The organism is Roseicyclus marinus, assembly GCF_036322625.1.
Taxonomy (GTDB): Bacteria; Pseudomonadota; Alphaproteobacteria; order Rhodobacterales; family Rhodobacteraceae; genus Roseicyclus; species Roseicyclus marinus_A.
The window spans coordinates 2,018,751-2,040,490 of the sequence record NZ_AP027266.1 but is presented as its reverse complement, the minus strand read 5'-3'; the positions used below and the strand labels follow the sequence as shown (position 1 = coordinate 2,040,490).

Genomic DNA, 21,740 nt, shown 5'->3' with positions numbered 1-21,740 from the left:
GCAGTGCTTCGATGGACCAATTTCCCAGGGATCAACCCTCCAGCACGCGCCGCAGAAGGTCCTGCTGCTCGGCGTTGTGACGTATCGCGTCCTCTACGATCATCGCTTCATGCGGCTCATTTACAGACGGCAAAGCTACATCGACAGGTACAGAGACGAGTGTTCCGCCGCTCTCGATGATGCGCATTTGCTCAATGGATTCGTTGAACTCCACTACGGACGTCGGGGCTGCCGCTACACTCAGCAACGAGTTTCTTGTGAACGCAAAAAGCCCAAGAATTTTTCGGATATATGTGATCTGTTTTTCGTACGGAGCGGTGGATGGGCTGCGCCGGAAGCAATAAAGAATTCGATCATCCGTACCTACCGCGCATTTCACGAAGGAATGACGGTCAAGTTCCTCAGGAGCGTGGATGTCTCCCGTCGCGTTCCACGCCTGTGCGTTCGGGTGGCGCAGCATTGAGGCGGTTAACGCCTCGACATGGCGCGGTAAAAGGAGGGGTTCATCGCCTTGGAGCAGCACGACATGGCTGGCATCGACATTCTGAACGGCTTCCGCAATGCGAGAGGTGCCATTAAGGTGGTGGTTTCCCGTCCTGATGACAGTTCCGCCGCCTGCTGAAACGATTGACGCGACTTCATCGTCGCAGGTCGCCACATAAACATCCGCAAGGCTGGGGCACATTAATGCTCGGCGACGGACATGCTCAATCATTGCGAGCCCCGAAAATGGGTGCAGCACCTTTCGTGGAAAACGGATCGAAGCAAGATGCGCCGGAATGATGCCGACCACGCGATGCCCATTCCTTGAACTCATTGCGGCAGCACTCCGCAATCGACGTTGATACTTTGGCCTGAGATTGCGGATGCGGCGGGCGAGTCGAGATACAAGGCCATAGCAGCGACTTCGGCCCCTGTCGGCAGACGCCCAAGGGCACTTTGTGAGCTTGCAAAGGCCGCCAGAAAGCCCTCTGGATCACCCTTCGCCGGAGAGGTTGGATCGCTCAATGCCTCGATTAATCCGGGGGTCCGCACGAGGACCGGGCACAGAGCATTCACCCTGATACCTTTGGGACCGAGTTCCTTTGCCAGAGCCTGTGTAAGACCGGTCATCCCGAATTTGGCTGCGCAATAAGCTGAATTATTCGGTGTTCCCCGTTTTGCCGCGAGCGAGGAGATGTTGATGATGGTGCCCCCCTCGGACAAGGCTAGTGCAGCACGTTTGCTCCCCCAGAACGCAGATTTCAAGTTTGTGGAAAGCATGTCTTCGAGAAATTCTTCATCAATTTCGATCACTGGACGCCAAGCTGAGACGCCGGCATTGTTGATGTAGCAATCCAGCCTACCGGTCTCGGCAACGGCCGTTTCAACAAGGCCTGCGTGATCGTCGTCGCGTCGTGCGTCCATGCGGACGAAACGGATGCCGCGTGCAGCCGTTTCGACGCCACTTTCCGTCCGCGCGCCAGCAAAAACAGAATAGCCTGCATTCGCAAAGGCAATGGCAAGGTCTCGCCCTATTCCACGGCTGCCTCCGGTAATGCAAACGGTTCTGTTCATTCAATTTTCTCTGGTTTGATAGAGGGTATTTTCAGCTTTGTGTCAGGCTTCAGATCGTCATGGCAGAATAACCGCCGTCCACAGCGATTTCTGCACCAGTCACAAAACTTGACGCATCCGATGCCAGCCAGATCAGCGCGCCGACAAGTTCAGAAACCTCACCATACCTTTGCATGGCCGTGTGACCGAGGATCGCCGCCTCGCGCTCTCGTGTGATGAAGTTCTTTCGGTTCCAGTCCGTAGGGAAAAAACCAGGGCGAATGGCATTCACGCGGACGCCTTGCGTTCCCCATTCACGCCCAAGATTTTGCGTCAAGTTCATGATCCCCGCCTTTGCCACCGAGTAAGCAAAGGCCTTGGACAGGGGAGGGCCTGCTGAAGCGGACGAAATATTGATCATGGAGCCGCGGCCATGCTCAAGCATGTGAGCGCCGAAAACCTGACAACTAAGAAAGGTCGAGGTTATCTGACTGTCCATGACAGCCTGCCAGTCTTCAAGTTGGATGTCCAGAAATGGCGTTGGCGCGTTGATACCTGCTCCGTTCACGGCGATTGAAACCGAACCGTATTCTGCGACGGTTGTTGCTAGGCAGTGTTCGAGATCACTCTTTCGGGTTGCATCGCAAGCCAGCGCTAGCGCCGATCCACCGGCATCGCGAATTTGTTGCGCAACTGTTTCCGCCTTTTCTTCCCGAAGGTCCAAAACCGCTACGTTGCAGCCCGCCTTGCCCAGACCGCGCGACATTTCTCCGATCAGGTGACCGCCTGCGCCTGTCAAGATCGCCGTACGTCCGGAAATCGAGAAGAGTTCGTCAACGAAGCTCATCCGCGAACCTCTGCCATCACGGTGCGCATGTTCTCTGCCCACTTCCAAAGAATGAAAAGGTCCGAGCCTAGAATGACGAATGTGAACCCTTGGTCAAAAGCGTCCCTAACGCGTTCTACCGATACATCGGCGATCTGCGTGCAGCAACTCTTGCCAGCCCGCTGTGCGGCTTCGATGACTAGGCGACCTGCTTCACGCACTTTCGGGTGGTTGGTTTGACCGGGCACCCCTAGGCTACCGGAGATGTCGTAAGGCCCGACCATGACCCCGTCAACTTCTGGAAAAGCAAGCAGCGCGTCTATGTTCTCGACGGCTTGGATGCTTTCGATCTGCAAGACTAGCGTCGAGCTGTCGTTCCATTCCGTGATGTAGCGATCAAAATCGAAACCATAGCCATGCGCGCGGTTCACGCCATAGGAACGGCGCCCAACGGGCGGAAACTTCATGTTGTCGATCAGCGCGCGGACTTGCTCAGGTGTTTCTACCATCTGGATGAACAAGCCGTCTGCTCCCGCTTCCAGAAGCGGTTTGAGGATGTCGTTGCTGTGGCTGACGGGCCGTGGGAAGCAACACGCACCCTCGGCTTGTGCCGACGAGATGATCCGTTTGGCTTCGTCCAAAGAGATCGTGGTGTGTTCCATGTCGATAGCGATGAAGTCGAAACCTGCCATCGCAAAGGTTTCGGTGATTGCCGCGTCAGGGTAGGAAACCCACCCGCCAAACACGGGTTCGCGGTTCATGAGCTTAGTTTTAAGCGCTTTACGTCTTGCTAGACGCTCCTCGTAGGACATCTTCATCTCCCGGACTTCCTAGCTTACGCTGTACACTTCGATGTACCTGTCTACAAGGTGGCCGCAGTGCCAGAAGAACCGTCTGGATGTCATGCCTAACGTGTCGGCATGCGCAAGGTGTAGGCTAAATGAAAAAGATTATTTTTGAGTTCTAGTTAATTCTCAAACCTTGGGTGGCCAAAAAATGCTTACTTCACGCCAACGCTCTGCTTCATTTCTTGAGGTTTGCTTTATTTGTTTGGTAACGTTTTGCCTTCCATTATTTGAGGCGCCGAAGAACATCTTCAGTGCTCTATTTCTGATAACGTGGATTATTCAGACTTTTCGCACCAAGTCCCTTGGCGTAAATTGTGTTTTTAACTGGCCTATCTTGGGCCTTGCATCTGTCCTGTGGGTGGCACCTTTGTTCTCCGCGTATGGGGATACGATCACGCCTCTCAACTCTGCGCCGCGTTGGACACTACTTGCCCTCTTTGTGATCGGAGCGGCACGGCTTGATTATTCGCGCAATCAACTGCTCCTAATCTGTACTGCGCTGTTGGTCGGTGGCGTGGTGGCCGTCGGGGAAAGCTTCTGGGTGTGGCACTTTAACGGAAAGGCCTATCCAGAGTTTCGGTCGGTTGGAGCAGTTAATCATTCGTCAATGTATACGCTCGTGCCTTTGGCCGTGGGGTTGGGTACCCTGTACATGCGACAGAGGTGGCTGCTGATGCTGGGGTTGCTTGCTGTTGTTTCCACGCTGGCCTTCCTCCCGCCGTCTAGAAGTCTTGTCGGCGGTGTAACCATTACGGCGGTTCTGACTGTTGCAATTAGTATTTATGCTGTTCGCCGCTGGTCGTTTCGTGGGCTGCTGATCGCTATTGCTGCCGGAGCAATCATCGTCGGTGGCGTGCTTATGACGCCGCCGGCAGCCAACCTTCGGACTGAATTACAGGCGCGTATTACAAGCGACGACATCTTCTCTGGGCGTGGGAAGATCTTAAACTCAGCGTTGGCGGTCTGGGACCGGCACCCAATCGTTGGGACGGGCTGGTTCAGTTTCGGGCCAGCTACATCAGAAGAGGTTGTCCGCGAAGCCCTCGAGGCGGACGGGCTCGAGTACGATCCCAATGTCTACTGGCACTACAATCACGGCCACAACCTCTGGACCACAATGCTGATTGAGCGCGGCCTTGTCGGCGTAGTCCTCGTGACACTCCTGCTGTTTTTGTACTTCAGGGTATTCTTGCCGATTGTCCTAAGCCGTGACCAGAAAGACCCGGTCGATCGTGGGATTGCCGTGGGCGCTCTTCTGGTGGCGGTTGGCTTTGCAGTGGCGGGTCTCGGCAACACGACCATGATGAACGAGCACGGCCAGGCGGGGATGGCCTTCATCGCGGTGGCTTATGGATACCTGCGGGGCAGGGGCTTGCTGGGGGCAACCGCTGGCGCAGGCCGCCAAGTATGATTGGGTCTCGGTGTGCGTCTGCACGCAGGAAGGCTTGGTTTTCTGGAGCTTAGGTCGTAAGGGGCGTTAGTACGCCGAGAGGCCACGTTAGCGCTACGAGACACCTAGATGTGCCTAATTTAGGCTAAATGTCCGGAAACAACGATAACGCGACGACGCGGGATCAGCCACCACATGAAACACTTCCCCGACCTCCCTCCTGTTTGGTTCCTCCTCGGCCTTGCACTCACCTGGTTGCTGGGCAACCAACTGCCGCTCCTTCGCGCCTTTGGCCCGGTTTGGCAGGCGGCGGGGGCTGTCATGACGCTGGCGGGCTTTGTTCTCATCCTCTGGGCCGCGCTCTGGTTCTGGCGCAAGCGCACCACGATCGAGCCGCATCATGACCCCAGTGCGCTCATCATCGAGGGTCCTTACCGGCTAACCCGAAATCCAATCTATCTGGGCTTGCTCGCCATCCTGACTGGCGCCGTTCTGTGGCAGGGGGCGCTCAGCGCCTTGCCCGTTCCCGCAGCCTTTGCATCCATCCTCCACTACCGCTTCATCTTGCCCGAAGAGGCCGCATTGCGCCGCGCCTTCGGGTCTGAGGCGGAGCAATATCTCACCACCACGCGCCGCTGGTTGTAACGCGGTCTCGCAAAGGCTTGATTGGCAATGCCCGTCTGACGCATCTACCTAGACGGTCAGGGCATCGGGCCCATGAGACGGAGACGAGGATGAAACCGACATTGGCTGGGGCGCTTCTGGCGCTTGTGATGATCGGGCAGGGGGCCATGGCCGAGGAACGGCACGGCCCCGTGGTGGTCGAGCTCTTCACCTCGCAAGGCTGTTCTTCCTGTCCACCGGCTGATGCGCTCCTGGGCGAATTGGCGATGCGCGAGGATGTGATCGCGCTCGCGCTGCATGTCGATTACTGGGATTACATCGGCTGGGAAGATACCTTTGCCATGCCGGAAATGACGGCGCGCCAGCATGGCTATGCCCATGCGCAGGGGTCCACGGTGGTCTACACGCCGCAGATCGTTGTGGGCGGGCGCGACCATGTGGTGGGCGTGCGGCCCATGGCCGTGGCCGATCTGATCCAGGCGGAATACGCGGCCTCTGATCCCGTGACGGTCGATGTGGCGCGCGACGGGGCCGAGATCCGCGTTTCGGCAGAGGCCCATATGGACCCGCCGCGCCCCGCAATGGTCGTGCAGGTCGTGACCTTCAGCCCGCATGAAGAGGTGCGGATCGAACGCGGCGAACGCGCGGGCACCGTTTCGTCCCATTACAACGTGGTGACCTCGTGGCAGGTCGTGGCCGATTGGGACGGTTCCTTGCCGTTCAATGCGCGCATCGCATCGCAGAATGCACAGCCAATGGCGATCATCGTGCAGGTCGCGGGGCAGGGGCCCATCCTGGGCGCGGCGCGGATCGACTGAGGCCTTACGCTGTCCGGTCATCGACCGGCTGACTGTCCACTTCGGGCAAGTCGTCGTCCTCGGGCGCGAAATATTTCGCCTGCCGGGCGGGTTTCCAGCGGCGATGCACCCAGAACCATTGGTCGGGCCGCGCTGACACGCGTGCCGACAGGCTGTCGTTCAGGGCCTGCGTCATGGTCCGCGGATCGCTGTGCGGGATCGGGGCCTCGACCGCCACGTCGAAATCGACGCCGTTTTGCTGCCGTTCGGCATAGATCGGCACCAGAAGCGCGTCGTATTTCAGCGCCATCTCGCCCGCTGACAGCGCGGTCGGTGCCCTCTTGCCCAGGAAATCGAGCCGCGTGCCGCCTGCGAAATACTGGTCGATCAGCATCGCGCCCTGTCCGCCGTCGCGCAGCACCTTGACGAAACCCGCCAGGCCCCGCCTGTCGCGGGCAAAGGCCTTGCCGCCCACACCCTCGACCGAGGCGACGTAATGGGCATTGGCATAGGGGTTGTTCATCAACCGATAGAGCCCGCCCATTTCGTAGCCGCGCACGTTCATCGCGGCCCGCGCGGCCTGGTAATTGCCGAAATGACCCGAGACAAACAGGATCGGGCGACCGGCCTGCCGCGCCGCTTCGCAGGCGTCCCAACCGGGGCCTTGGGGCTGCCAACGCTGCGCCCGGTCCAGTTGATCGGCGGTCGAATAATTCTCGATCAGCACGCGCCCGAAATTGTCCAGAACGGCCCTCGCGATGCGGCGGCGTTCGGGGGCAGGCATGTCGGGATGGATATAGGCCAGCTGATCCTCGGCCCGCGCGCGGTAGCCGCTCACACCGCCAAGGCTGCGAAAGATGCCTCCCATCATCGGCACTCGCGTCTCGTAGGGCAGGCGAAAGGCCAGCCACAACAGCCCGCGGGCGGCACGGTCGACACTCCAGTCGAGCCAGAGGCGGCGGGGTTTGGGCATCGGGTTCTTCGTTCCTGTCCGTCTCTTGCGCGGCCCTCAGGCCGCGATCGCGGCCCGGGCACGGGTCTCGCGGTGCCAGACATAGACACCGGCCCCAATGATCACAAGCGCACCGACCAGTGTCCAGGGATCGGGCACCTCGCCAAAGGCCAAAAGCCCCCAACCCGTGGCAAAGACCACGCCGGCATAGCCAAAGGGCGCGACGGCCCCGGCCTCGGCAATGGTGAGCGAGCGGATGAGCAGAAATTGCCCCAGCGCGCCCGTCGCCCCAAGCGCGAGAAAGATCGCGGCATCCGCAGGGGTGGGCCATTGCCAGACGGGCAGCGTCAACAGGCTTGCCACCAGCGTGCCGATGATCGCGGTATAGACGAAAGAGGTCAGGATCGGTTCATCCCGGCCCAGAAACCGCGTCGTCAGCGCGTAGGAGGCGTAGAACACACCCCCCAGAAGCGGCAAAAGCGCGGTGAGCGTGAACACCTCCGTCCCCGGCCGGATCACGATCAAGGCACCCGCCAGCGCCGCGCCGATCCCGAGGATGCGGCGCGGTCCCAGCGGTTCGCGCAGCAACAGCGCCGCCCCCAGCGTCAGCAGCACGGGATGCACCTGCATCACGGCTGTGGCTGCCGCGATGTCCATCCGGCTGATCGCGGTGAAAAACGACCACGTCGCCGCAAACAGGAACGCCGACCGCAGCAGTTGCAGCCCCACCCGCCGGGTGCGAAGGATCGGGCCCAGACGCGGAGCCAGAACCAGCCCCACGACCAGCATCATGCCCGCGTAGCGCGCCCAGACCACCTGCATGGGTGCATAGCGGCTCATCAGCATCTTGGCCGTCGCATCCATCGTCGAGAACAGAAAGATGGCCGCGATCATCAGCACGATGCCCTGCGCCGTCGGCGTCAGGCGGGTATAGGCGCTCACCCGTTCTGGGCCGCCAGCGCGTCGATCTGGGGCCGCAGCCATTCCAGTTGATAGCCCCATTTCTCGCCGCGCGCGATGATCTCGGTCGTGGGCAGGTCGCCCGCCATTCCCAGCGCCCAGACGATGGTCGACCGGTTGCCCGAGGCGCAATAGGCGACCACGGGCCCTTCGGCGGCGTCGATCGCGTCGCGCTGTTCCTCGACATTGTCCATGGTCAGTTGCCCGCCCACGACCGGGTTGAAGACGAAGGCAAGACCTGCGGCTTCGGCGGCGGCCTGCATCGCTGCGGCCTGCAGGGGCGCGGGGTTTTCCGCATCGGGGCGATTGCAGATCACGGTCGTGACGCCCTGGGCTGCAAGCACGGCCATATCGCCGGGTTCGAGTTGCGGGGCGACGGTATAGCTGTCGGTGATCTGGCGCAGATCCATGGGGCTGGCTCCTGACTGGCGTTTGCGCCGTACCATGCCGCAAGCCCGCGCCAAGGGAAAGATCGCGTTGACCCAAATCAAGGTCCGGCATCGTGACGGGTGCTAGCCTTTCCCAATCGGCACGCCCTGACGGCTTGGCGGCCGCCACACGAGGGGCCCAGTTCCGGGACCGGGAGAAGACCATGACCGACCTTTCCAGACACCGCGCGCAACTCGATGATCAACTCGCGCTCCTGTTGTCGCGGTTGCGCGACCTCGATGCCGAGCTCGACAGCCACCAGTCCAAGGATTGGGAAGAATTGGCCGTGGAGCGCGAAGGTGACGAGGTGCTGGAACGTCTGGGCCAGTCCGGTCAGGCCGAGATCGCCCAGATCCGGGCCGCGCTCGCCCGGATGGAGGCCGGAACCTACGGGATCTGCGTCACCTGCGGGCAAGACATCTCGGAGGAGCGTCTGGATCTTCTGCCGAGCACCCCGTTTTGCCGGACCTGCGCGAGATAGGCGCATCCCTTTCCTTCCCTCAGGGAGGTTGCGATCATGCCCCCCACACCTGACCCCGATCCAAAGGTTCTCTACCGCAGGCTGGAGCTGATTTTGCAGGCGCCGGGCACGGGGCGGGCGGTGGCCGAAACCCTGTTGTGTCAGGCCGTGGAACGCGATCTGCGTTGCATGGTCGCCGATCTGCGGGCGCGTCGGGCCGAAGATATCCAGACCCGCGAAGCCGACCGGCGCGAGGAGGCGCGTGTTGGACCGGACAAGCCCCCGACACCCTGGGCACGCCCCGCCTGAGGACCTGAACAGGAGGATTTCAGATGCACGAAAAGACCGCCCGCAAACCGTCCGCCCATACAGAACTGCGCCGCAAGGGGACCGATGCCGCGCCCGATGACGAGAACCGCAAGCCGGAGGAGGGGCAGGGCGCACCCAAGCCGCGCCCCGATCCGGAGGAGGACGACCTGTTCAACGATCTGCCGGTCTGACCCTTTCGCCCGCTTTACTGCGGCCGAGCCGCCAGGGATCAACTGCCGTGGCGCTGGCCGGCCATCTCTTGCGCCATTTCAAGGGCCGCGATCAGGCTGGTCGGGTCCGCGCGGCCTTGTCCCGCGATGTCGAAGGCCGTCCCGTGGTCGGGCGAGGTGCGGATGAAGGGCAAGCCCAGCGTCACGTTCACGCCGCCTGCGAAATCCAGCGTCTTGATCGGGATCAGGGCCTGATCGTGATACATGCAGATCGCCGCATCATAGCCCGCCCGCGCGCCCGCGTGAAACATCGTGTCGGCGGAATGCGGACCGCTCAGCGCCAGACCCTCGGCGCGCAGGGCCTCGATCACGGGGGTGATGGTCTCGATCTCTTCGCGGCCCATGGCCCCGCCTTCGCCCGCATGGGGGTTGAGCCCTGCAACGGCGATGCGCGGCGCGGCCAGGCCGAAATCCTGCCTGAGGGCTGCATGGGTGATGCGGATCGTGTCGCGCAACAGCTTTGAGGTCAGCGCGTCCGGCACATCCTTCAGCGCGATATGGATCGTCGTGGGCACCACGCGCAGGTCGGGACAGGCGAGCATCATCACCACGCGCTCCACGCCCGCCAGATGCGCGAGATATTCGGTATGGCCCGGAAATCGGAAACCGGCCCCGTCCATCAGCGCCTTCTTGTGGATCGGCGCGGTGGTCAGCGCGCTTGCCTCGCCCCGCATCACCACATCGACGCCGCGCGCGATGACCTCGATCACGGCGGTGGCGTTGCGCGGGTCGGGTTCGCCCGGCACGGCAGGCGCGGGAAAGGGATGGGGCAAAACGGGCAGGCCGCGAAGACAGGCCGTCGCCGCATCCGCGGCCCGCGCGATGGGGACCGGTTCCACGCCGTGGCCGGACAGATGGTCGGGATCCCCGATCACGAAAAAGGGAAGGCGGGACCCGAGCCTTTCCCAGGCGCGGGCAAGGATTTCCGGGCCGATCCCGGCGGGCTCACCGATGCTGACGGCGATGGGGGCCCGCGACACGCTCATTCGTATGTGATGATGGCGTCTGCGCGCAATTCTTCCAGCAGGGCATCCGCGTAGCCCTCGAGCCGTTGCGCGATCAATTGCTGCCGCACGGCCTCCCGGCCCGCTTCGGGCTCCGCCGTGGTCCGATCGCAGAGCATGACCGCCAGCGTCGTGGCCCCGCCATTGCGGCTAACACCGAAACCGATCTCGCCCGCGTCAAGCGCCGCAAGCGCCATGGCGATATCGCCGGGAATGGCAGAAAGCGGTTGGTCGAACCGCTCGAACCCGCCCGGTCGGGTCGCGTAAAGATCGTCGCAGACATCGATTTCCGCGCGCAGGGCCTCTGCCGCCAAGGCACCTTCCTCGGTCGAGACAGGGGGAAGCGCGATGGTCGCGTAATCGACCGAGGTCACGGTCGGGGCCTGGAAATTCCCTTCGGACAGGCCGCGCATCTGGAAGATGCCAAGCGCCGGGCCCAAGGATACCGGCCCATAGGTTTCACCGGGAGCAAGCAGCACCATGTCTTCGCGCAGCTGCGGCGGCACGGCCGAGAGCGGGCGCCAACCGGTCACACCGTCGTTCTCGCGCGTGGGGGCTGCCGAAAACCGGCGCGCGGCCTCGCTGAAGGTTGCGGTGTCGAAATTCAGATCGGCCGAAAGCCGCGCCAGTTCACTGCGCAGGTTTTCCTCGTTTTCCGGCATCAGCGGCACGACGATCTCGGCCAGCAGGATCTGCGCCGAGTCGAGCCGGGGCGCAAAAGCCAGCGCCTCGTCGATATCGGCCTCGGTGATCTGCACGCGCGGCCCGAAGCGTGTGCGCACCACGTTGCGCCAGGAAATGCCGTTCGCCACGAAATCGCGGAAGGTTTCGGGGGCCACGCCCTCGTCGCTGATGACCGCAAGGAATTCGTCCACCGACAGATCGGTGCGGGATGCGAATTCGGCAACGCCGGCCTCGATCTCTTCGGGGGTGGCCAGGACATCCATCCGCTCGGCCTCACCGATCTGAAGCCGCTCGTTGACGAGCGTTTCCATCGCTTCCGCCCGCAAGTCGCCGGGGGCGCGCAAGACCTCGAGAAACAGGGCGCGCTGTTCGATCTCGTACCAGGTGACGATCCCGTCATTGATCCGCACGGCGGCCGAAAAGGGCGATTGCGCTGCAGCCATCGCGCCCGGTAGCAGCGCGGCAGCGGCCAGCGCCAGCGGGGCCAGGATACGGCGGATCGGTGTCTTGGGGCTCTGGATCATCGGGTCTGTCGTCCGGTCTGCTCATCTGCGGCCAAGGTCGGGCATGGGCCCTGTGCCAGTTGTGGACTGCCTGCGGCGCGAAGGCAACTGTGGCTGTTGCGCTCCGATGTGGTTTGCACGGCGAGATGGGGGGTGACGGGTGCCTGTTTCAGCCGTGTCATCCGTCCTCCGTATGCAGCAAGAGCGCGATCGCCAAAAGGATCGCCGCGATCGGGGGCGTCCAGGCCACGAGCGCCACGGGCAATTGCCCGGTCTCGCCCAGCACCTGTGCGAATGACCGTACGAAAAACGTGCCGAAGCCAAGCAAGATGGCCGAAAGCACCATGATCCCCGTCCGTCCGAACCGCGTGTGGCGCATGGTGAAGCCCGCGCCGATCAGCACCATGGCCGCCAGCATCAGCGGCGAGGACAATTCGCTTTGCAGCCAGACCCGGTGTTGCAGGGCGGCGAAGCCAGCGCCGTTGAGTTGCGCGATGAAGGCGGGCAGCTGGTAGATCGGCACGGTTTCGGGTTTGCCGAAACTGTCGCGGATCTGTTCGCGGGTCAGGGTGGAGGGCAGCGTCAGCTGCGGCAGGCTTTCGGCCCGCGCCTCGGGGTTCACGCCCTCGACGAGCGGCCAGCGCCGGACCCCGGTCAATTCCCATGCGCCCTCGACCAGGATGGCCTGGCTGGCATTGAGGCGTTCGATCAGCGTTCCCTCGGCATCGAAGCCGAAAAAACTGGCATCGAACAATTGCGTGCCATCCGAATTCGCGGCGCTCGCGCGGATCACGGTCTGGTTCTCGGGGCTGCCCTGCCGCAGCCACAGGCCCTCGGCGCTGACCGAAACGGTGCGCTCTTCCGCGCCCAGATAGCGCGCGCTGCGCAGATCGAATTGTTGTTCGGTCGTGGCCACGATCGGGTTGACCACCATGACGATGAACACACCCAAGAGCGCCGCCACCACCACGGGTGCCGCCGCCGCGCGCAGTGCCGAACGTCCGGCGGCGCGCACCACGACCAGCTCGGAACTGCGCGCCAGGCCCAAGAACATCAGGAGCGTTCCCAAGAGGACAAAGAGCGGGATCATCTCGTAGAGCGACCCGGGCAGGTTCAGCAGCGCCAGCTCGAGCACCGGGCCAAACCCCTGCGACGGACCGATGCGGCGCAACTGTTCCGCGATGTCGATCGGCAGAAGGATCGCCACGAAAACCGCCGTAACGATCCCGAGCGCCCTGAGAAACCGCCTTGCGAGATAGAGGTGCAAGATCACGCGGGCACCCCCCGCAGTTTCCGCGCCCGTGGCCATTTGCGCCGCATCGCGAGCCAGATCAGCACCAAGGTCAAAAGCGCCGCGGCCACGGGTTGCACATAGGCGAGATATTGCAGATCGACGTTGCGCACCGCCGCCGTCTCGGCCGCGTTCCAGATCATCTGGAGCGGGATGACAAGGCTGACCGCCAAAAGGATCTGCGCCCAGACCCCGAAGCGCGAAAAGCTGCCCAGCATCAGGCAGGCCGCCGCGATCAGGGGCGGAAAGATCACGAACAGCGCCCGCGCGATCCGTTCATGGCCTGCAAACCGCATGTAGGCCACGTCCTGACCCATCTGTTGGGCGATCTCGGGCGTGGCCGACAAGAGCACCCAAGTGGGGATCTCGCGCAGATCGTAGCTCCGCAAACCTCCGCCCGCGATCAGCCCCCCGAGATCATAGGTGAAATCGTCGAACAGCACCGTGCTCAGCCGCCCGGTCTCGGCCGAAAGCGTCTGCGCCATGCCGTCGAACATCACCATGCGCGGCCCCGTATCCGAGGACAGCATCAGCGCTGACTGCGCCGTGTAGGTCGTTTCCGACAGCGGGGCGGTGCGGTCTTGCAAGAACAGGTCGCGGAATTCGCCCAGTTCCGTGATCTCGCGGATGTAGACGGTCAGACCGGGGGCGGGATGCACGAATTGCCCCGCCCGCAGGAATTTGCCGGTCAGATCATCCTGCACCTGTTGGGTGCGGTCGATGTATTGCGCCCGCGCCACGGGGGCCACGACATTGCCAAGGACCGTGATCACCAGCCCCAGAAACAGCCCGAAGAACGCAACCGGCCGCAAAAGCCGCGCCGCCGACAGACCCGCCGTCTGCAAGACGACCAGTTCACTGTCCCCGATCAACCTGTTGAAGATGTAGAGCGTGGCAACGAAACCCGCGACAGGCAGCACCATCAGCATGATCTGCGGCAGGCTGAGCGCGGTGAATTCGAAGAACACCGAAAGGGTCTGTCCATCCGCGATCAACGAATCGAACAGGTCCACGGCTTCGTTGACCCAATAGACCGAGATCAGAACCAGGCTGAAAAAGCCGAACAGCACGATCAATTGGGACAAGACGTAGCGGTCATACCGCCCCAAGGCGCAACATCCCCACATGTGTTTCCGGCGCTCGGGCCGGCTTGTCTGGCGCAGTCTTAGGCCAAACGCGGTCTCCATGCGAGGGCGATCTGGTCATCGCCCTGTCCGCGGCCTAGTCTTGCCAGGACCGCGCGCCGCCGCGACCTCTTTTGCCACACGAACCCGAGTTGAGGATCACGCCAGATGACCAATCCGATCGCCGTCGCCTTCACCCCCGTCGACCTGGAGGCGCTGGCCCGTGCCGAGGGGCGGCTGGCGGTGCTCTTGCCGCCCGATGGCAAGCTCGATCCGGCGGCGCGGCGCATCGACAAGCTGACGCGCGGTGCCCTGTCGCGCGCACTGGCGGCGGAGGGCTGGACCAAGCTCAAGCCGGGCGAGGGGCTGACGCTGGGCTGGCCCACGGGTCTTGCGGCCTCAAGCCTGATGGCGGTCAAGCTGCCCCGCCGCCCCAGTGTCGAAGAGGCGCGCAAAGCGGGCGCGGCGCTCGCGCGGTTCAAGGGCGCCGAGGCGCTGACGCTGGCCGCCGGCACCACGGCGCGCACCGCCGAATTGGCGCTGGGCCTTGTCCTGCGCGGCTATGACTTCACCCGTCACAAATCCGCCGCCACCGACACGCCCAAGGATGCGACGATCATGCTCGCCAAACCCGAGGAGGCCGAGGCCGAGGCAGCCCCCCTGATGGCCTTGGCCGAGGGCGTGTTCTTCAGCCGGGATCTGGTGAACGAACCCGCCAACATCCTGACGACGCAGGATTTTGCCGAACGCCTGGTCGCGCTGCGCGAGCTGGGCGTGGAGGTCGAGGTGCTGGACGAGGACGAGATGACCAGCCTTGGCATGGGCGCGCTTCTGGGGGTGGGGCAGGGGTCGGACAGCCCCTCCAAGATCGTCGTCATGCAATGGAAGGGCGGGGCCGAGGAAGCGCCGCTTGCACTTGTCGGCAAGGGCGTCGTCTTTGACACCGGTGGCATCAGCCTCAAACCCGCCGCCGGCATGGAAGACATGACCATGGACATGGGCGGCGCGGGCGTCGTTGCAGGGGTCATGCGCACGCTCGCCCTGCGCAAAGCCAAGGCGAATGTCGTTGGTCTGGTCGGCCTGGTGGAAAACATGCCCGGCCCCAATGCGCAGCGCCCCGGTGACGTGGTGCGCTCGATGAAGGGCGACACGATCGAGGTCATCAACACCGATGCCGAGGGGCGTTTGGTTCTGGCGGACGTGATGTGGTATGCCCAAGACCGCTTCAAGCCCATGGGCATGATCGACCTTGCCACGCTGACGGGGGCGATCATCATTGCGCTTGGCCATGAAAACGCGGGCGTTTTCTCGAACAACGACGCACTTTGCGACGCGTTTCTCAAGGCGGCGCGGGCCGAGGGCGAGGGCGCGTGGCGGATGCCCTTGGGGGCCGCCTATGACGAAAAGCTGAAAAGCCGCATCGCGGACATGAAGAACGTGGGCGGGCGCGACGGCGGGTCGATCACGGCGGCGCAATTCCTGCAACGCTTCGTCAAGGATGAAACCCCCTGGATTCACCTTGATATCGCGGGCGTGGCGAGCGTGAAATCCGACACGATGCTGGCGCCCAAAGGGGCGACCGGTTGGGGGGTCATGGCGCTCGATCGTTTGATCCGCGACCAGTTCGAAGGGTAAGGGGCCGCCTTGGGCGAAGTCTATTTCTACCACCTGACCCGCTCGCCGCTCGAGGCGACCTTGCGCCTCCTGCTGGGCAAGGCGCTGGACGCGGGCTGGCGCGTGGCCCTGCGCGGGCGGAGCGATGCGATCCTCGACCGGCTCGACGCGGCGCTCTGGCAAGGGGGCGATGCCGATTTCCTGCCCCATGGCCGCGCGGGCGGTCCGCATGATGCGGATCAACCCGTGCTTCTGACCACGGGGACAGAGGCCGCGAACCGTCCCGATTGTCTGGTCTGCGTCGAAGGGGCCGCGATCGACGCCGCCGAAATTGCGCCGCTGGCCCGCGCCATGATCGTGTTCGACGGGCAGGACCCGCAGGCCGTCCAGACCGCGCGCGACCAGTGGCGCAGCCTCAAGGAGGCCGGGATCAAGGCCCAGTATTGGTCCGAGGAAAGCGGCCGCTGGACGAGAAAGGCCGAAACCTGAAGCGGCGGGAACAGGCTTTCGTCCCCAAGGCCCCTAGCGTTTCAGCACCATCTGCCCGCGCGAAATCTCCAGTCTTTCGAAGCGGTTGAGGTAGCTCATGCCCAGCAGGCTTTCCTCCAGATCACCCTCGTTGACGACGGCGCGCACGCCCTGATCCACGATGCCGCCCAAGGCCACGCGCTCAAGCCGCACAGGCGCGGTGGCGACCATGCCATTGGCGGTAAAGGCGCGTCCGGAAAAGATCAGGTCGTTTGCCGCAATGCCGACGCGGGCGGCATCCTGTCCCGACAGCACGATCTCGGTCGCGCCGGTGTCGACGACAAAGCGCACCGGCACGCCGTTCACCTCTAGCGTCAGGTAGAAATGCCCGTCACGGTCCATCGGAACCACGACCTGCGCGCCGTCCTGCATCAGGCTTTGGCGGGGCGCGACCGTGTCGCGGACATCCGACCACAGGCCCACGGCGACGATCCCGCCCAGGAAAATAAAGGCCCAGATCGCCGCATGTTGCGCCACGCGGCCAAGATTGCGGCGGTTCGCAGCCAGATACCAACCGGCGATCACCGTGACCAGAAGGCCGAGGTAGATCAGCGATCCGATCTGGTCTCCGGTCATGGCCATGTGCTGCACCCCCGTGTCTGTCTTGGGGTTATATGGGGGCGGGCGGCGATCAGATCACCTGCAGATCGCGCATTCCGTCGATCACGAATTGAACCGACAGCGCGGCAAGCAACATCCCCAAAAGCCGCGTGACCACGTTGATGCCGGTGGGCCCCAACAGGCGTTCGAGCGGTGCGGCCAGCAGGAACAGCGACAGGACCACGGTCAGAACCGCCAGCATCACCAGATGCACGAGCAGGATATGGGTCGCATCCGCGCCGGTCTGACCGGTCAGAAGGATCATCGTTGCAATCGCGCCCGGCCCCGCGATGAGCGGGATGGCCAGCGGAAAGACGGACGGATCGTCGGGATGGCTTTGATCGGCCTGCCCCTTGCGGCGCTGGCTGCGGCGTTCGAAAAGCATGTCGAGCGCGGTCAGAAACAACAGGATGCCCCCCGCCATGCGGAAGGCGGGCATTGATATTCCAAGGAAATTCAGCACCGCTTCGCCCGCCAGCCCGAACAGCGTCAGGATGCCGAAGGCCACGACACAGGCGCGGATCGCGATGACGCGGCGCTGGCGGGTGGTCTGGCCCGCCGTCAGCGCGACGAACAGGGGCGCCATGCCGATCGGGTCGATCACCACGAAAAGCGCCACGAAGGCGGGGATATAGGCGGCCAGTTCCATGACCAAAGCCCATGCCGCGCCTTGGGCGCAAGGTCAATGCCCGGCTCAGGGGGCGGGATTTTTCATCCGCGCCAACAGGTTGGTTTTGAAGATGAATTGATGCACCAGCGCGGCCAGGACATGCAGCGCGATGAGCGCGAGCAGGACCGATGTCAGCATTTCATGCGCTTCGGCGGCCAGGTCCACGGCGTTGAACCACGCCACGGCGCCAAAGACCGGCACGAGGATCAGGAGCACGTAGAAGGCCCAATGGGTGGCATGGGCCACCAGTTGCAGCGCGGCATGTTCGGAAGCAGGCGGCGGTGGTGCGCCGTGGCTGAGCCGCAGGCCAAGGCGAATGAAGGTTACGATCGCGACCAGCGCGCCCATGAAAACATGCTGTGAGATCAAGGGGTTGAAGATCACTTCGCGGCCTTCCTCGATCGCGTCCCAAGCCTCGGACATGGCGTCGTGAAGGAGGAATTGCAGTGCGACGAGCACCACCGTGATCCAATGGAGCGCGATCTGGGCGCGGGTATATCCGGTGGGCTGAGGCATGGCGGGATCCGATCTGGCAAAACACTGAACAACACGGGGGCACACAAGGGTGAGCGCGTGCAATCTTGCCGCAAGCTGCGGTGCAAGTCACGGATTTTGCGCGGTTTCCAGCTTTTCGGATGCCGCGACCCAAAGCGCCTCGGCGCGGTCGAGACCTTCCATCACCTCGGCGTATTTCTTTTGCCAGGTCGCCAATTCGCCCGCGCGACCGTCTTCGTAGAGCGCGGGATCGGCCAGTTTGGTGGCGAGTTTGCCGCGCATCTCTTCGATCTTTTCGATGCGGGCCTCGCAGCGGCGAACCTCGGCGCGGAGCTCTTTTATCTGCTCCTGCGTCAGGGCCGGTTTCCTTTTTTCTTCTTTTTTCTGTGCCTTTGCGGGGCGATCTTCACCTTTTAGAAGAAGATTGCGATAGGTCTCGAGATCGCCGTCATAGGGCTGCACCGCGCCGTCTTTCACGAGCCAGAGCCGGTCGGCCACCAGCGACAGGAGGTGCATGTCGTGGCTGACGAGGATCACGGCGCCCGAATAGGCGGTGAGCGCTTCGACCAAGGCCTCGCGGCTTTCGATGTCGAGGTGGTTGGTCGGTTCGTCGAGGATCAGCATATGTGGCGCATCGAGCGTGGCCAAGCATAGGGAAAGACGCGCTTTTTGGCCGCCCGACAGGCGACCGACCTCGGTTTCGGCCTGGTCCGCACCAAGCCCGAAACCGGCGAGGATCGCGCGCAGCTTGGGCGGCGTGACGCCGGGGCGCATCCGCTGGATATGGGCAAGCGGGGTTTCGTCGATGTGCAATTCGTCGACCTGGTGCTGGGCGAAATAGCCCACGCGGAGCTTGGAGGAGGCGGTAACCTTTCCTTCCAAAGGGTTAAGTTTTCCGGCCAGAAGTTTCGAAAGTGTTGATTTTCCCTCGCCGTTGCGACCGAGCAGCGCGATCCGGTCATCCTGGTCGATCCGGAGCGCCAGACGGCGCAGGACGGGGGTGCCGTCATAGCCCACCGCCGCGCCATCCATGGTCAGGATCGGCGGCGACAGCTGGTCGGGCGCGGGGAAGGTGAAAACCGTGCGCGCCGCATCCTCGGGCATGCGGATCGGCGTCATCTTTTCGAGCATCTTGACGCGGGATTGCGCCTGACGCGCCTTGGACGCCTTGGCCTTGAACCGGTCGACGAAGGCTTGCAGATGCGCGCGCTGGGCGTCTTGCTTCTTGGCCGCCGCCGTCTGGATCGCGCGCGCCTCGGCCCGGGCGCGGGCAAAGGCGTCGTAGCCGCCAGTGTAGAGCGTGAGGGTCTTGTTCTCGAGATGGAGGATATGACCCACCGCGCGGTTCAGAAGCTCGCGGTCGTGGGAGATGATGATAACGGTATGCGGATAGCGCGCGAGATAGCTTTCCAGCCAAAGCGCGCCTTCGAGGTCGAGGTAGTTGGTCGGCTCATCCAGCAGCAGCACATCGGGCTGGGCGAAAAGCACACCGGCCAGCGCCACGCGCATCCGCCAGCCGCCCGAAAAGGCGGAGCAGGGCATGCGGCTTTCCTCATCGGTGAAGCCAAGGCCCTTGAGGATGGCGGCGGCGCGCGCCTCGGCCGACCAGGCGTCGATGTCCTGCAGACGGGCCTGGATCTCGGCCATGCGGTTGCCGGTGGCGGTTTCGGCCTCGAGCATCAGGCCCGCGCGTTCGGTGTCGGCGGCCAGAACCGTGTCGATCAGGCTGACCTCGCTGCCCGGCACTTCCTGCGCGACGCCGCCGATACGGGCGCGGGAGGGAAGCTCGATCTCGCCCGCATCGAGGGTCAATTCGCCCCGGATCAGCTTGAAGAGCGTGGTCTTGCCCGCGCCGTTGCGGCCCACGATCCCGACCTTGTGGCCGGCGGGAATGGTGACGCTCGCCCCTTCGAGGAGGGAGCGACCGGCGATGGAATAGGAAATATCGGTGATCCGCAGCATGGGCGCGATGTGGCAGGGCGGGCCCTTGCGGTCAATGCCCCCTGCAACGGCCCACTGGCGCGGGGATGCGGGCGGTGGTAGCGCGGCAGGGAGACGTGTTCAGGACCCTTGCCCCCGTGACCCCGCCCGCACGCACGCCCCCGCATCTGGCCACGATGATCTTGTTGGTCGCCATGGTGGTGCTGACGCTCAACATGTTCCTGCCCGCGCTGCCGCGCATGGCCGAGGGTTTCGGCGTGAGCGAGGCGCAGATGGGGCTCGCGGTATCGGCCTACATGATCGCGGCGGGGGTGTTGCAGCTGATCCTTGGGCCGATTTCGGACCTTTTGGGGCGGCGGCGGGTGATTCTGGTGGCCCTGGCGGTCTATGCGCTGGCCTCGCTCGGGGCGGCGCTGGCCACGGATTTCATGGTCTTCCTGATCTGCAGGCTGGTGCAGGCGCTGGTTCTGGCGGGCAGTGTCGTGGGTTTGGCCGCGCTGCGCGACATGTATTCGACGCGCGAGGCGGCGGGAAAGATGGGCACGATCTCTGCCGCGATGGCGATTGCGCCGATGATCGGGCCGACCTTGGGCGGCATTCTGGACACGCTGGTCGGATGGCGGGCGATTTTCGGCCTTTACGCGGGGCTGGGGGCCATCGGCCTTGTGCTGTGCTGGATCGATTGGGGCGAGACGCGGGTCAAGGTGCGCCGCAGCCCCGCCGAACAGCTGGCGGCCTATCGCGCGCTGCTGGGATCGGGCCTGTTCTGGGCCTATGCGCTGTGTACGGGCGTGTCGGTGGGGACCTTCTACATCTTTCTGACCGGTGCGCCCTTTGTCGCGCTGGAGAGTTTCGGGCTGTCGACGACATGGGTCGGGGTGGGGCTTGGCTCGATCACGGGGGGATACATGATCGGCTCGGCGGTCACGGCGCGGCTGGCGCCCCGGCTGGGGGTGAGCGTGCTGATCCTGTCGGGGCGCAGCCTTGCGCTGGCGGGGCTTTGTGCGGGGGCGGGATTGTTCCTGTTGGGGGTATCGCATCCGCTGGTCCTGTTCGGGGCGACGATCTGCGTGGGCTTGGGCAATGGTCTGACGCTGTCCAACACCAATGCGGGGTTGATTTCGGTTCGGCCCGATCTGGCGGGATCGGCGGCGGGCCTGTCGGGGGCGCTGCAATTGTTCGGGGGCGCGGTGCTGACGGGGCTGACGCTGCCGGTGATGGCGGCGGGGGCCACGCCGCTCAGGCTTTTGGCGCTGATGATCGCGGCCTCGGTCGTGGCGCTGGGGCTGGCGGTGCTGGCGGCACGGGGTGCGGCGCGGGCGCGGGTCGATTGACGCCTTTTCAACCGGCCCCCTGCATGTTAGGCGGCGCGCGAACGCCACCCCTCATGCAGACGAGACCCGAAACATGGCCATCCAGCGCACCTTTTCGATCATCAAGCCCGACGCCACCAAGCGCAACCTGACCGGCGCGATCAACGCCAAGATCGAGGCCGCGGGCCTGCGGATCATCGCGCAAAAGCGCATCCACATGACCCCCGCACAGGCCGGCCATTTCTACGCCGTCCACAAGGAGCGCCCGTTCTATGGCGACCTGTGCGAATTCATGGCGTCCGAGCCGGTCGTGGTCCAGGTCCTCGAAGGCGAGAATGCCATCGCGAAATACCGCGAAGTGATGGGCGCGACCGATCCGGCTGAAGCAGCCCCCGGCACGATCCGCAAGGATTTCGCGATCTCCAAGGGCGAAAACTCGGTCCATGGGTCGGACGCGCCGGAAACGGCGGCAGAAGAGATCGCCTATTTCTTCGCGGGCCTCGAACTGGTCGGCTGATCCGGGCCGCGCCACGGCGCGCCCAAGCTGAAGATGTGGGGCCGTCCCGGTTGGGGCGGCCCTTTTACTAGAGATTTGACGAATTCTAATTCTTT

At 63.6% G+C, this 21,740-nt stretch carries 25 protein-coding genes; 10 read left to right on the top strand and 15 right to left on the bottom strand.

Annotated features, from left to right (window positions below; all coding sequences use genetic code 11):
* Positions 1-31: 31 nt before the first annotated feature.
* From AABA51_RS09690 to AABA51_RS09675, 4 genes are read right to left on the bottom strand one after another with little or no spacing between them, the layout of a single operon-like run.
* Positions 32-793, bottom strand: a complete 762-nt coding sequence (locus AABA51_RS09690) for a cytidylyltransferase domain-containing protein (RefSeq protein WP_338271563.1) — start codon at positions 791-793, stop codon at positions 32-34.
* A gap of 20 nt (positions 794-813) precedes the next feature.
* A complete protein-coding gene (locus AABA51_RS09685) occupies positions 814-1,557 on the bottom strand; it encodes an SDR family NAD(P)-dependent oxidoreductase (protein ID WP_338271562.1) in 744 nt (247 codons plus the stop codon).
* A gap of 49 nt (positions 1,558-1,606) precedes the next feature.
* Positions 1,607-2,383, bottom strand: coding sequence for an SDR family oxidoreductase (locus AABA51_RS09680; RefSeq protein ID WP_338271561.1), 777 nt, complete (start codon positions 2,381-2,383; stop codon positions 1,607-1,609).
* Positions 2,380-3,180, bottom strand: coding sequence for an HpcH/HpaI aldolase family protein (locus tag AABA51_RS09675; RefSeq protein ID WP_338271560.1), 801 nt, complete (start codon positions 3,178-3,180; stop codon positions 2,380-2,382). Before AABA51_RS09675 ends, AABA51_RS09680 begins: the two co-directional genes overlap by 4 nt.
* Positions 3,181-3,358: 178 nt before the next feature.
* On the opposite strand from AABA51_RS09675, the gene AABA51_RS09670 reads away from it, so the two are divergent.
* The 3 genes from AABA51_RS09670 (at position 3,359) to AABA51_RS09660 (ending at position 6,042) form a co-directional block, all read left to right on the top strand.
* Positions 3,359-4,621 carry an O-antigen ligase family protein gene (locus AABA51_RS09670; RefSeq protein ID WP_338271559.1) on the top strand — a complete coding sequence of 421 codons (1,263 nt, stop codon included), beginning with the start codon at positions 3,359-3,361 and terminating at the stop codon, positions 4,619-4,621.
* 234 nt (positions 4,622-4,855) lie between these two features.
* Complete coding sequence (locus AABA51_RS09665; protein ID WP_338271558.1) at positions 4,856-5,245, top strand: isoprenylcysteine carboxylmethyltransferase family protein; 390 nt, start codon at positions 4,856-4,858, stop codon at positions 5,243-5,245.
* Between the two features lie 89 nt (positions 5,246-5,334).
* Complete coding sequence (locus AABA51_RS09660) at positions 5,335-6,042, top strand: DUF1223 domain-containing protein (protein WP_338271557.1); 708 nt, start codon at positions 5,335-5,337, stop codon at positions 6,040-6,042.
* A 4-nt stretch (positions 6,043-6,046) separates the two neighbouring features.
* On the opposite strand, the gene AABA51_RS09655 is transcribed toward AABA51_RS09660, so the two are convergent.
* From AABA51_RS09655 to AABA51_RS09645, 3 genes are read right to left on the bottom strand one after another with little or no spacing between them, the layout of a single operon-like run.
* Positions 6,047-6,994 carry a lysophospholipid acyltransferase family protein gene (locus AABA51_RS09655; protein ID WP_338271556.1) on the bottom strand — a complete coding sequence of 316 codons (948 nt, stop codon included), beginning with the start codon at positions 6,992-6,994 and terminating at the stop codon, positions 6,047-6,049.
* 36 nt (positions 6,995-7,030) lie between these two features.
* The gene (locus AABA51_RS09650) at positions 7,031-7,915 is read right to left on the bottom strand and encodes a DMT family transporter (RefSeq protein WP_338271555.1); all 885 of its coding nucleotides are present in this window, start codon (positions 7,913-7,915) and stop codon (positions 7,031-7,033) included.
* Positions 7,912-8,343 (bottom strand): TIGR01244 family sulfur transferase, encoded by a 432-nt coding sequence (locus tag AABA51_RS09645; RefSeq protein WP_338271554.1) that lies wholly within the window; start codon positions 8,341-8,343, stop codon positions 7,912-7,914. Before AABA51_RS09645 ends, AABA51_RS09650 begins: the two co-directional genes overlap by 4 nt.
* A 182-nt stretch (positions 8,344-8,525) precedes the next feature.
* Between AABA51_RS09645 and AABA51_RS09640 the strand changes: the two genes are divergently transcribed.
* Genes AABA51_RS09640 through AABA51_RS09630 form a run of 3 tightly spaced genes read left to right on the top strand, consistent with a single transcriptional unit; the run spans position 8,526 to position 9,322 of the window.
* Positions 8,526-8,843 (top strand): TraR/DksA family transcriptional regulator, encoded by a 318-nt coding sequence (locus AABA51_RS09640; protein WP_338271552.1) that lies wholly within the window; start codon positions 8,526-8,528, stop codon positions 8,841-8,843.
* 36 nt (positions 8,844-8,879) lie between these two features.
* Positions 8,880-9,131 carry a hypothetical protein gene (locus AABA51_RS09635; protein ID WP_338271550.1) on the top strand — a complete coding sequence of 84 codons (252 nt, stop codon included), beginning with the start codon at positions 8,880-8,882 and terminating at the stop codon, positions 9,129-9,131.
* Positions 9,132-9,154: 23 nt separating this feature from the next.
* Positions 9,155-9,322 (top strand): hypothetical protein, encoded by a 168-nt coding sequence (locus AABA51_RS09630; RefSeq protein WP_338271549.1) that lies wholly within the window; start codon positions 9,155-9,157, stop codon positions 9,320-9,322.
* 38 nt (positions 9,323-9,360) lie between these two features.
* Here the strand turns inward: AABA51_RS09630 and pdxA are convergent, their stop codons facing one another.
* The 4 genes from pdxA to lptF all read right to left on the bottom strand — a co-directional run bounded on the left by pdxA (position 9,361) and on the right by lptF (position 13,970).
* Positions 9,361-10,347, bottom strand: coding sequence for a 4-hydroxythreonine-4-phosphate dehydrogenase PdxA (pdxA, locus tag AABA51_RS09625; protein ID WP_338271548.1), 987 nt, complete (start codon positions 10,345-10,347; stop codon positions 9,361-9,363).
* Positions 10,344-11,573: a peptidylprolyl isomerase gene (locus AABA51_RS09620; RefSeq protein ID WP_338271546.1), complete on the bottom strand. Its 1,230-nt coding sequence runs from the start codon at positions 11,571-11,573 to the stop codon at positions 10,344-10,346. The genes pdxA and AABA51_RS09620 overlap by 4 nt, the downstream gene beginning before the upstream one ends.
* Before the next feature lie 157 nt (positions 11,574-11,730).
* The gene (gene lptG / locus AABA51_RS09615) at positions 11,731-12,825 is read right to left on the bottom strand and encodes an LPS export ABC transporter permease LptG (protein ID WP_338271545.1); all 1,095 of its coding nucleotides are present in this window, start codon (positions 12,823-12,825) and stop codon (positions 11,731-11,733) included.
* Positions 12,822-13,970, bottom strand: a complete 1,149-nt coding sequence (lptF, locus tag AABA51_RS09610) for an LPS export ABC transporter permease LptF (RefSeq protein WP_338271544.1) — start codon at positions 13,968-13,970, stop codon at positions 12,822-12,824. Before lptF ends, lptG begins: the two co-directional genes overlap by 4 nt.
* A 165-nt stretch (positions 13,971-14,135) precedes the next feature.
* On the opposite strand from lptF, the gene AABA51_RS09605 reads away from it, so the two are divergent.
* The gene (locus tag AABA51_RS09605; RefSeq protein WP_338271543.1) at positions 14,136-15,602 is read left to right on the top strand and encodes a leucyl aminopeptidase; all 1,467 of its coding nucleotides are present in this window, start codon (positions 14,136-14,138) and stop codon (positions 15,600-15,602) included.
* A 9-nt stretch (positions 15,603-15,611) separates the two neighbouring features.
* Positions 15,612-16,070, top strand: coding sequence for a DNA polymerase III subunit chi (locus tag AABA51_RS09600; RefSeq protein WP_338271541.1), 459 nt, complete (start codon positions 15,612-15,614; stop codon positions 16,068-16,070).
* A gap of 33 nt (positions 16,071-16,103) precedes the next feature.
* On the opposite strand, the gene AABA51_RS09595 is transcribed toward AABA51_RS09600, so the two are convergent.
* From AABA51_RS09595 to AABA51_RS09580, 4 genes are all read right to left on the bottom strand, one after another.
* The gene (locus AABA51_RS09595; protein WP_338271540.1) at positions 16,104-16,691 is read right to left on the bottom strand and encodes a retropepsin-like aspartic protease family protein; all 588 of its coding nucleotides are present in this window, start codon (positions 16,689-16,691) and stop codon (positions 16,104-16,106) included.
* Positions 16,692-16,740: 49 nt separating this feature from the next.
* Positions 16,741-17,358, bottom strand: coding sequence for a MarC family protein (locus AABA51_RS09590; protein ID WP_338271538.1), 618 nt, complete (start codon positions 17,356-17,358; stop codon positions 16,741-16,743).
* A gap of 45 nt (positions 17,359-17,403) precedes the next feature.
* Positions 17,404-17,895, bottom strand: coding sequence for a cytochrome b (locus AABA51_RS09585; RefSeq protein ID WP_338271536.1), 492 nt, complete (start codon positions 17,893-17,895; stop codon positions 17,404-17,406).
* 87 nt (positions 17,896-17,982) lie between these two features.
* On the bottom strand, positions 17,983-19,836 hold the full coding sequence (locus AABA51_RS09580; RefSeq protein ID WP_338271535.1) for an ABC-F family ATP-binding cassette domain-containing protein: 1,854 nt from the start codon (positions 19,834-19,836) through the stop codon (positions 17,983-17,985).
* Positions 19,837-19,931: 95 nt separating this feature from the next.
* On the opposite strand from AABA51_RS09580, the gene AABA51_RS09575 reads away from it, so the two are divergent.
* Positions 19,932-21,149 carry an MFS transporter gene (locus AABA51_RS09575; protein WP_338271534.1) on the top strand — a complete coding sequence of 406 codons (1,218 nt, stop codon included), beginning with the start codon at positions 19,932-19,934 and terminating at the stop codon, positions 21,147-21,149.
* A gap of 73 nt (positions 21,150-21,222) precedes the next feature.
* Positions 21,223-21,645: a nucleoside-diphosphate kinase gene (gene ndk / locus AABA51_RS09570; RefSeq protein WP_338271532.1), complete on the top strand. Its 423-nt coding sequence runs from the start codon at positions 21,223-21,225 to the stop codon at positions 21,643-21,645.
* The last annotated feature ends 95 nt before the right edge of the window (positions 21,646-21,740 follow it).

What these genes read in the sequence shown, in the direction of transcription:
- AABA51_RS09670 (WP_338271559.1), top strand. Translation starts at nt 3,359, where the DNA reads ATGCTTACTTCACGCCAACGCTCTGCTTCATTTCTTGAGGTTTGCTTT.
- AABA51_RS09635 (WP_338271550.1), top strand. Translation starts at nt 8,880, where the DNA reads ATGCCCCCCACACCTGACCCCGATCCAAAGGTTCTCTACCGCAGGCTG.
- AABA51_RS09655 (WP_338271556.1), bottom strand. Translation starts at nt 6,994, where the DNA reads ATGCCCAAACCCCGCCGCCTCTGGCTCGACTGGAGTGTCGACCGTGCC.
- AABA51_RS09685 (WP_338271562.1), bottom strand. Translation starts at nt 1,557, where the DNA reads ATGAACAGAACCGTTTGCATTACCGGAGGCAGCCGTGGAATAGGGCGA.
- AABA51_RS09595 (WP_338271540.1), bottom strand. Translation starts at nt 16,691, where the DNA reads ATGGCCATGACCGGAGACCAGATCGGATCGCTGATCTACCTCGGCCTT.
- AABA51_RS09585 (WP_338271536.1), bottom strand. Translation starts at nt 17,895, where the DNA reads ATGCCTCAGCCCACCGGATATACCCGCGCCCAGATCGCGCTCCATTGG.
- AABA51_RS09640 (WP_338271552.1), top strand. Translation starts at nt 8,526, where the DNA reads ATGACCGACCTTTCCAGACACCGCGCGCAACTCGATGATCAACTCGCG.
- AABA51_RS09680 (WP_338271561.1), bottom strand. Translation starts at nt 2,383, where the DNA reads ATGAGCTTCGTTGACGAACTCTTCTCGATTTCCGGACGTACGGCGATC.
- AABA51_RS09645 (WP_338271554.1), bottom strand. Translation starts at nt 8,343, where the DNA reads ATGGATCTGCGCCAGATCACCGACAGCTATACCGTCGCCCCGCAACTC.
- AABA51_RS09675 (WP_338271560.1), bottom strand. Translation starts at nt 3,180, where the DNA reads ATGAAGATGTCCTACGAGGAGCGTCTAGCAAGACGTAAAGCGCTTAAA.
- lptF (WP_338271544.1), bottom strand. Translation starts at nt 13,970, where the DNA reads ATGTGGGGATGTTGCGCCTTGGGGCGGTATGACCGCTACGTCTTGTCC.
- AABA51_RS09605 (WP_338271543.1), top strand. Translation starts at nt 14,136, where the DNA reads ATGACCAATCCGATCGCCGTCGCCTTCACCCCCGTCGACCTGGAGGCG.
- AABA51_RS09630 (WP_338271549.1), top strand. Translation starts at nt 9,155, where the DNA reads ATGCACGAAAAGACCGCCCGCAAACCGTCCGCCCATACAGAACTGCGC.
- pdxA (WP_338271548.1), bottom strand. Translation starts at nt 10,347, where the DNA reads ATGAGCGTGTCGCGGGCCCCCATCGCCGTCAGCATCGGTGAGCCCGCC.
- AABA51_RS09660 (WP_338271557.1), top strand. Translation starts at nt 5,335, where the DNA reads ATGAAACCGACATTGGCTGGGGCGCTTCTGGCGCTTGTGATGATCGGG.
- AABA51_RS09580 (WP_338271535.1), bottom strand. Translation starts at nt 19,836, where the DNA reads ATGCTGCGGATCACCGATATTTCCTATTCCATCGCCGGTCGCTCCCTC.
- ndk (WP_338271532.1), top strand. Translation starts at nt 21,223, where the DNA reads ATGGCCATCCAGCGCACCTTTTCGATCATCAAGCCCGACGCCACCAAG.
- AABA51_RS09590 (WP_338271538.1), bottom strand. Translation starts at nt 17,358, where the DNA reads ATGGAACTGGCCGCCTATATCCCCGCCTTCGTGGCGCTTTTCGTGGTG.
- AABA51_RS09620 (WP_338271546.1), bottom strand. Translation starts at nt 11,573, where the DNA reads ATGATCCAGAGCCCCAAGACACCGATCCGCCGTATCCTGGCCCCGCTG.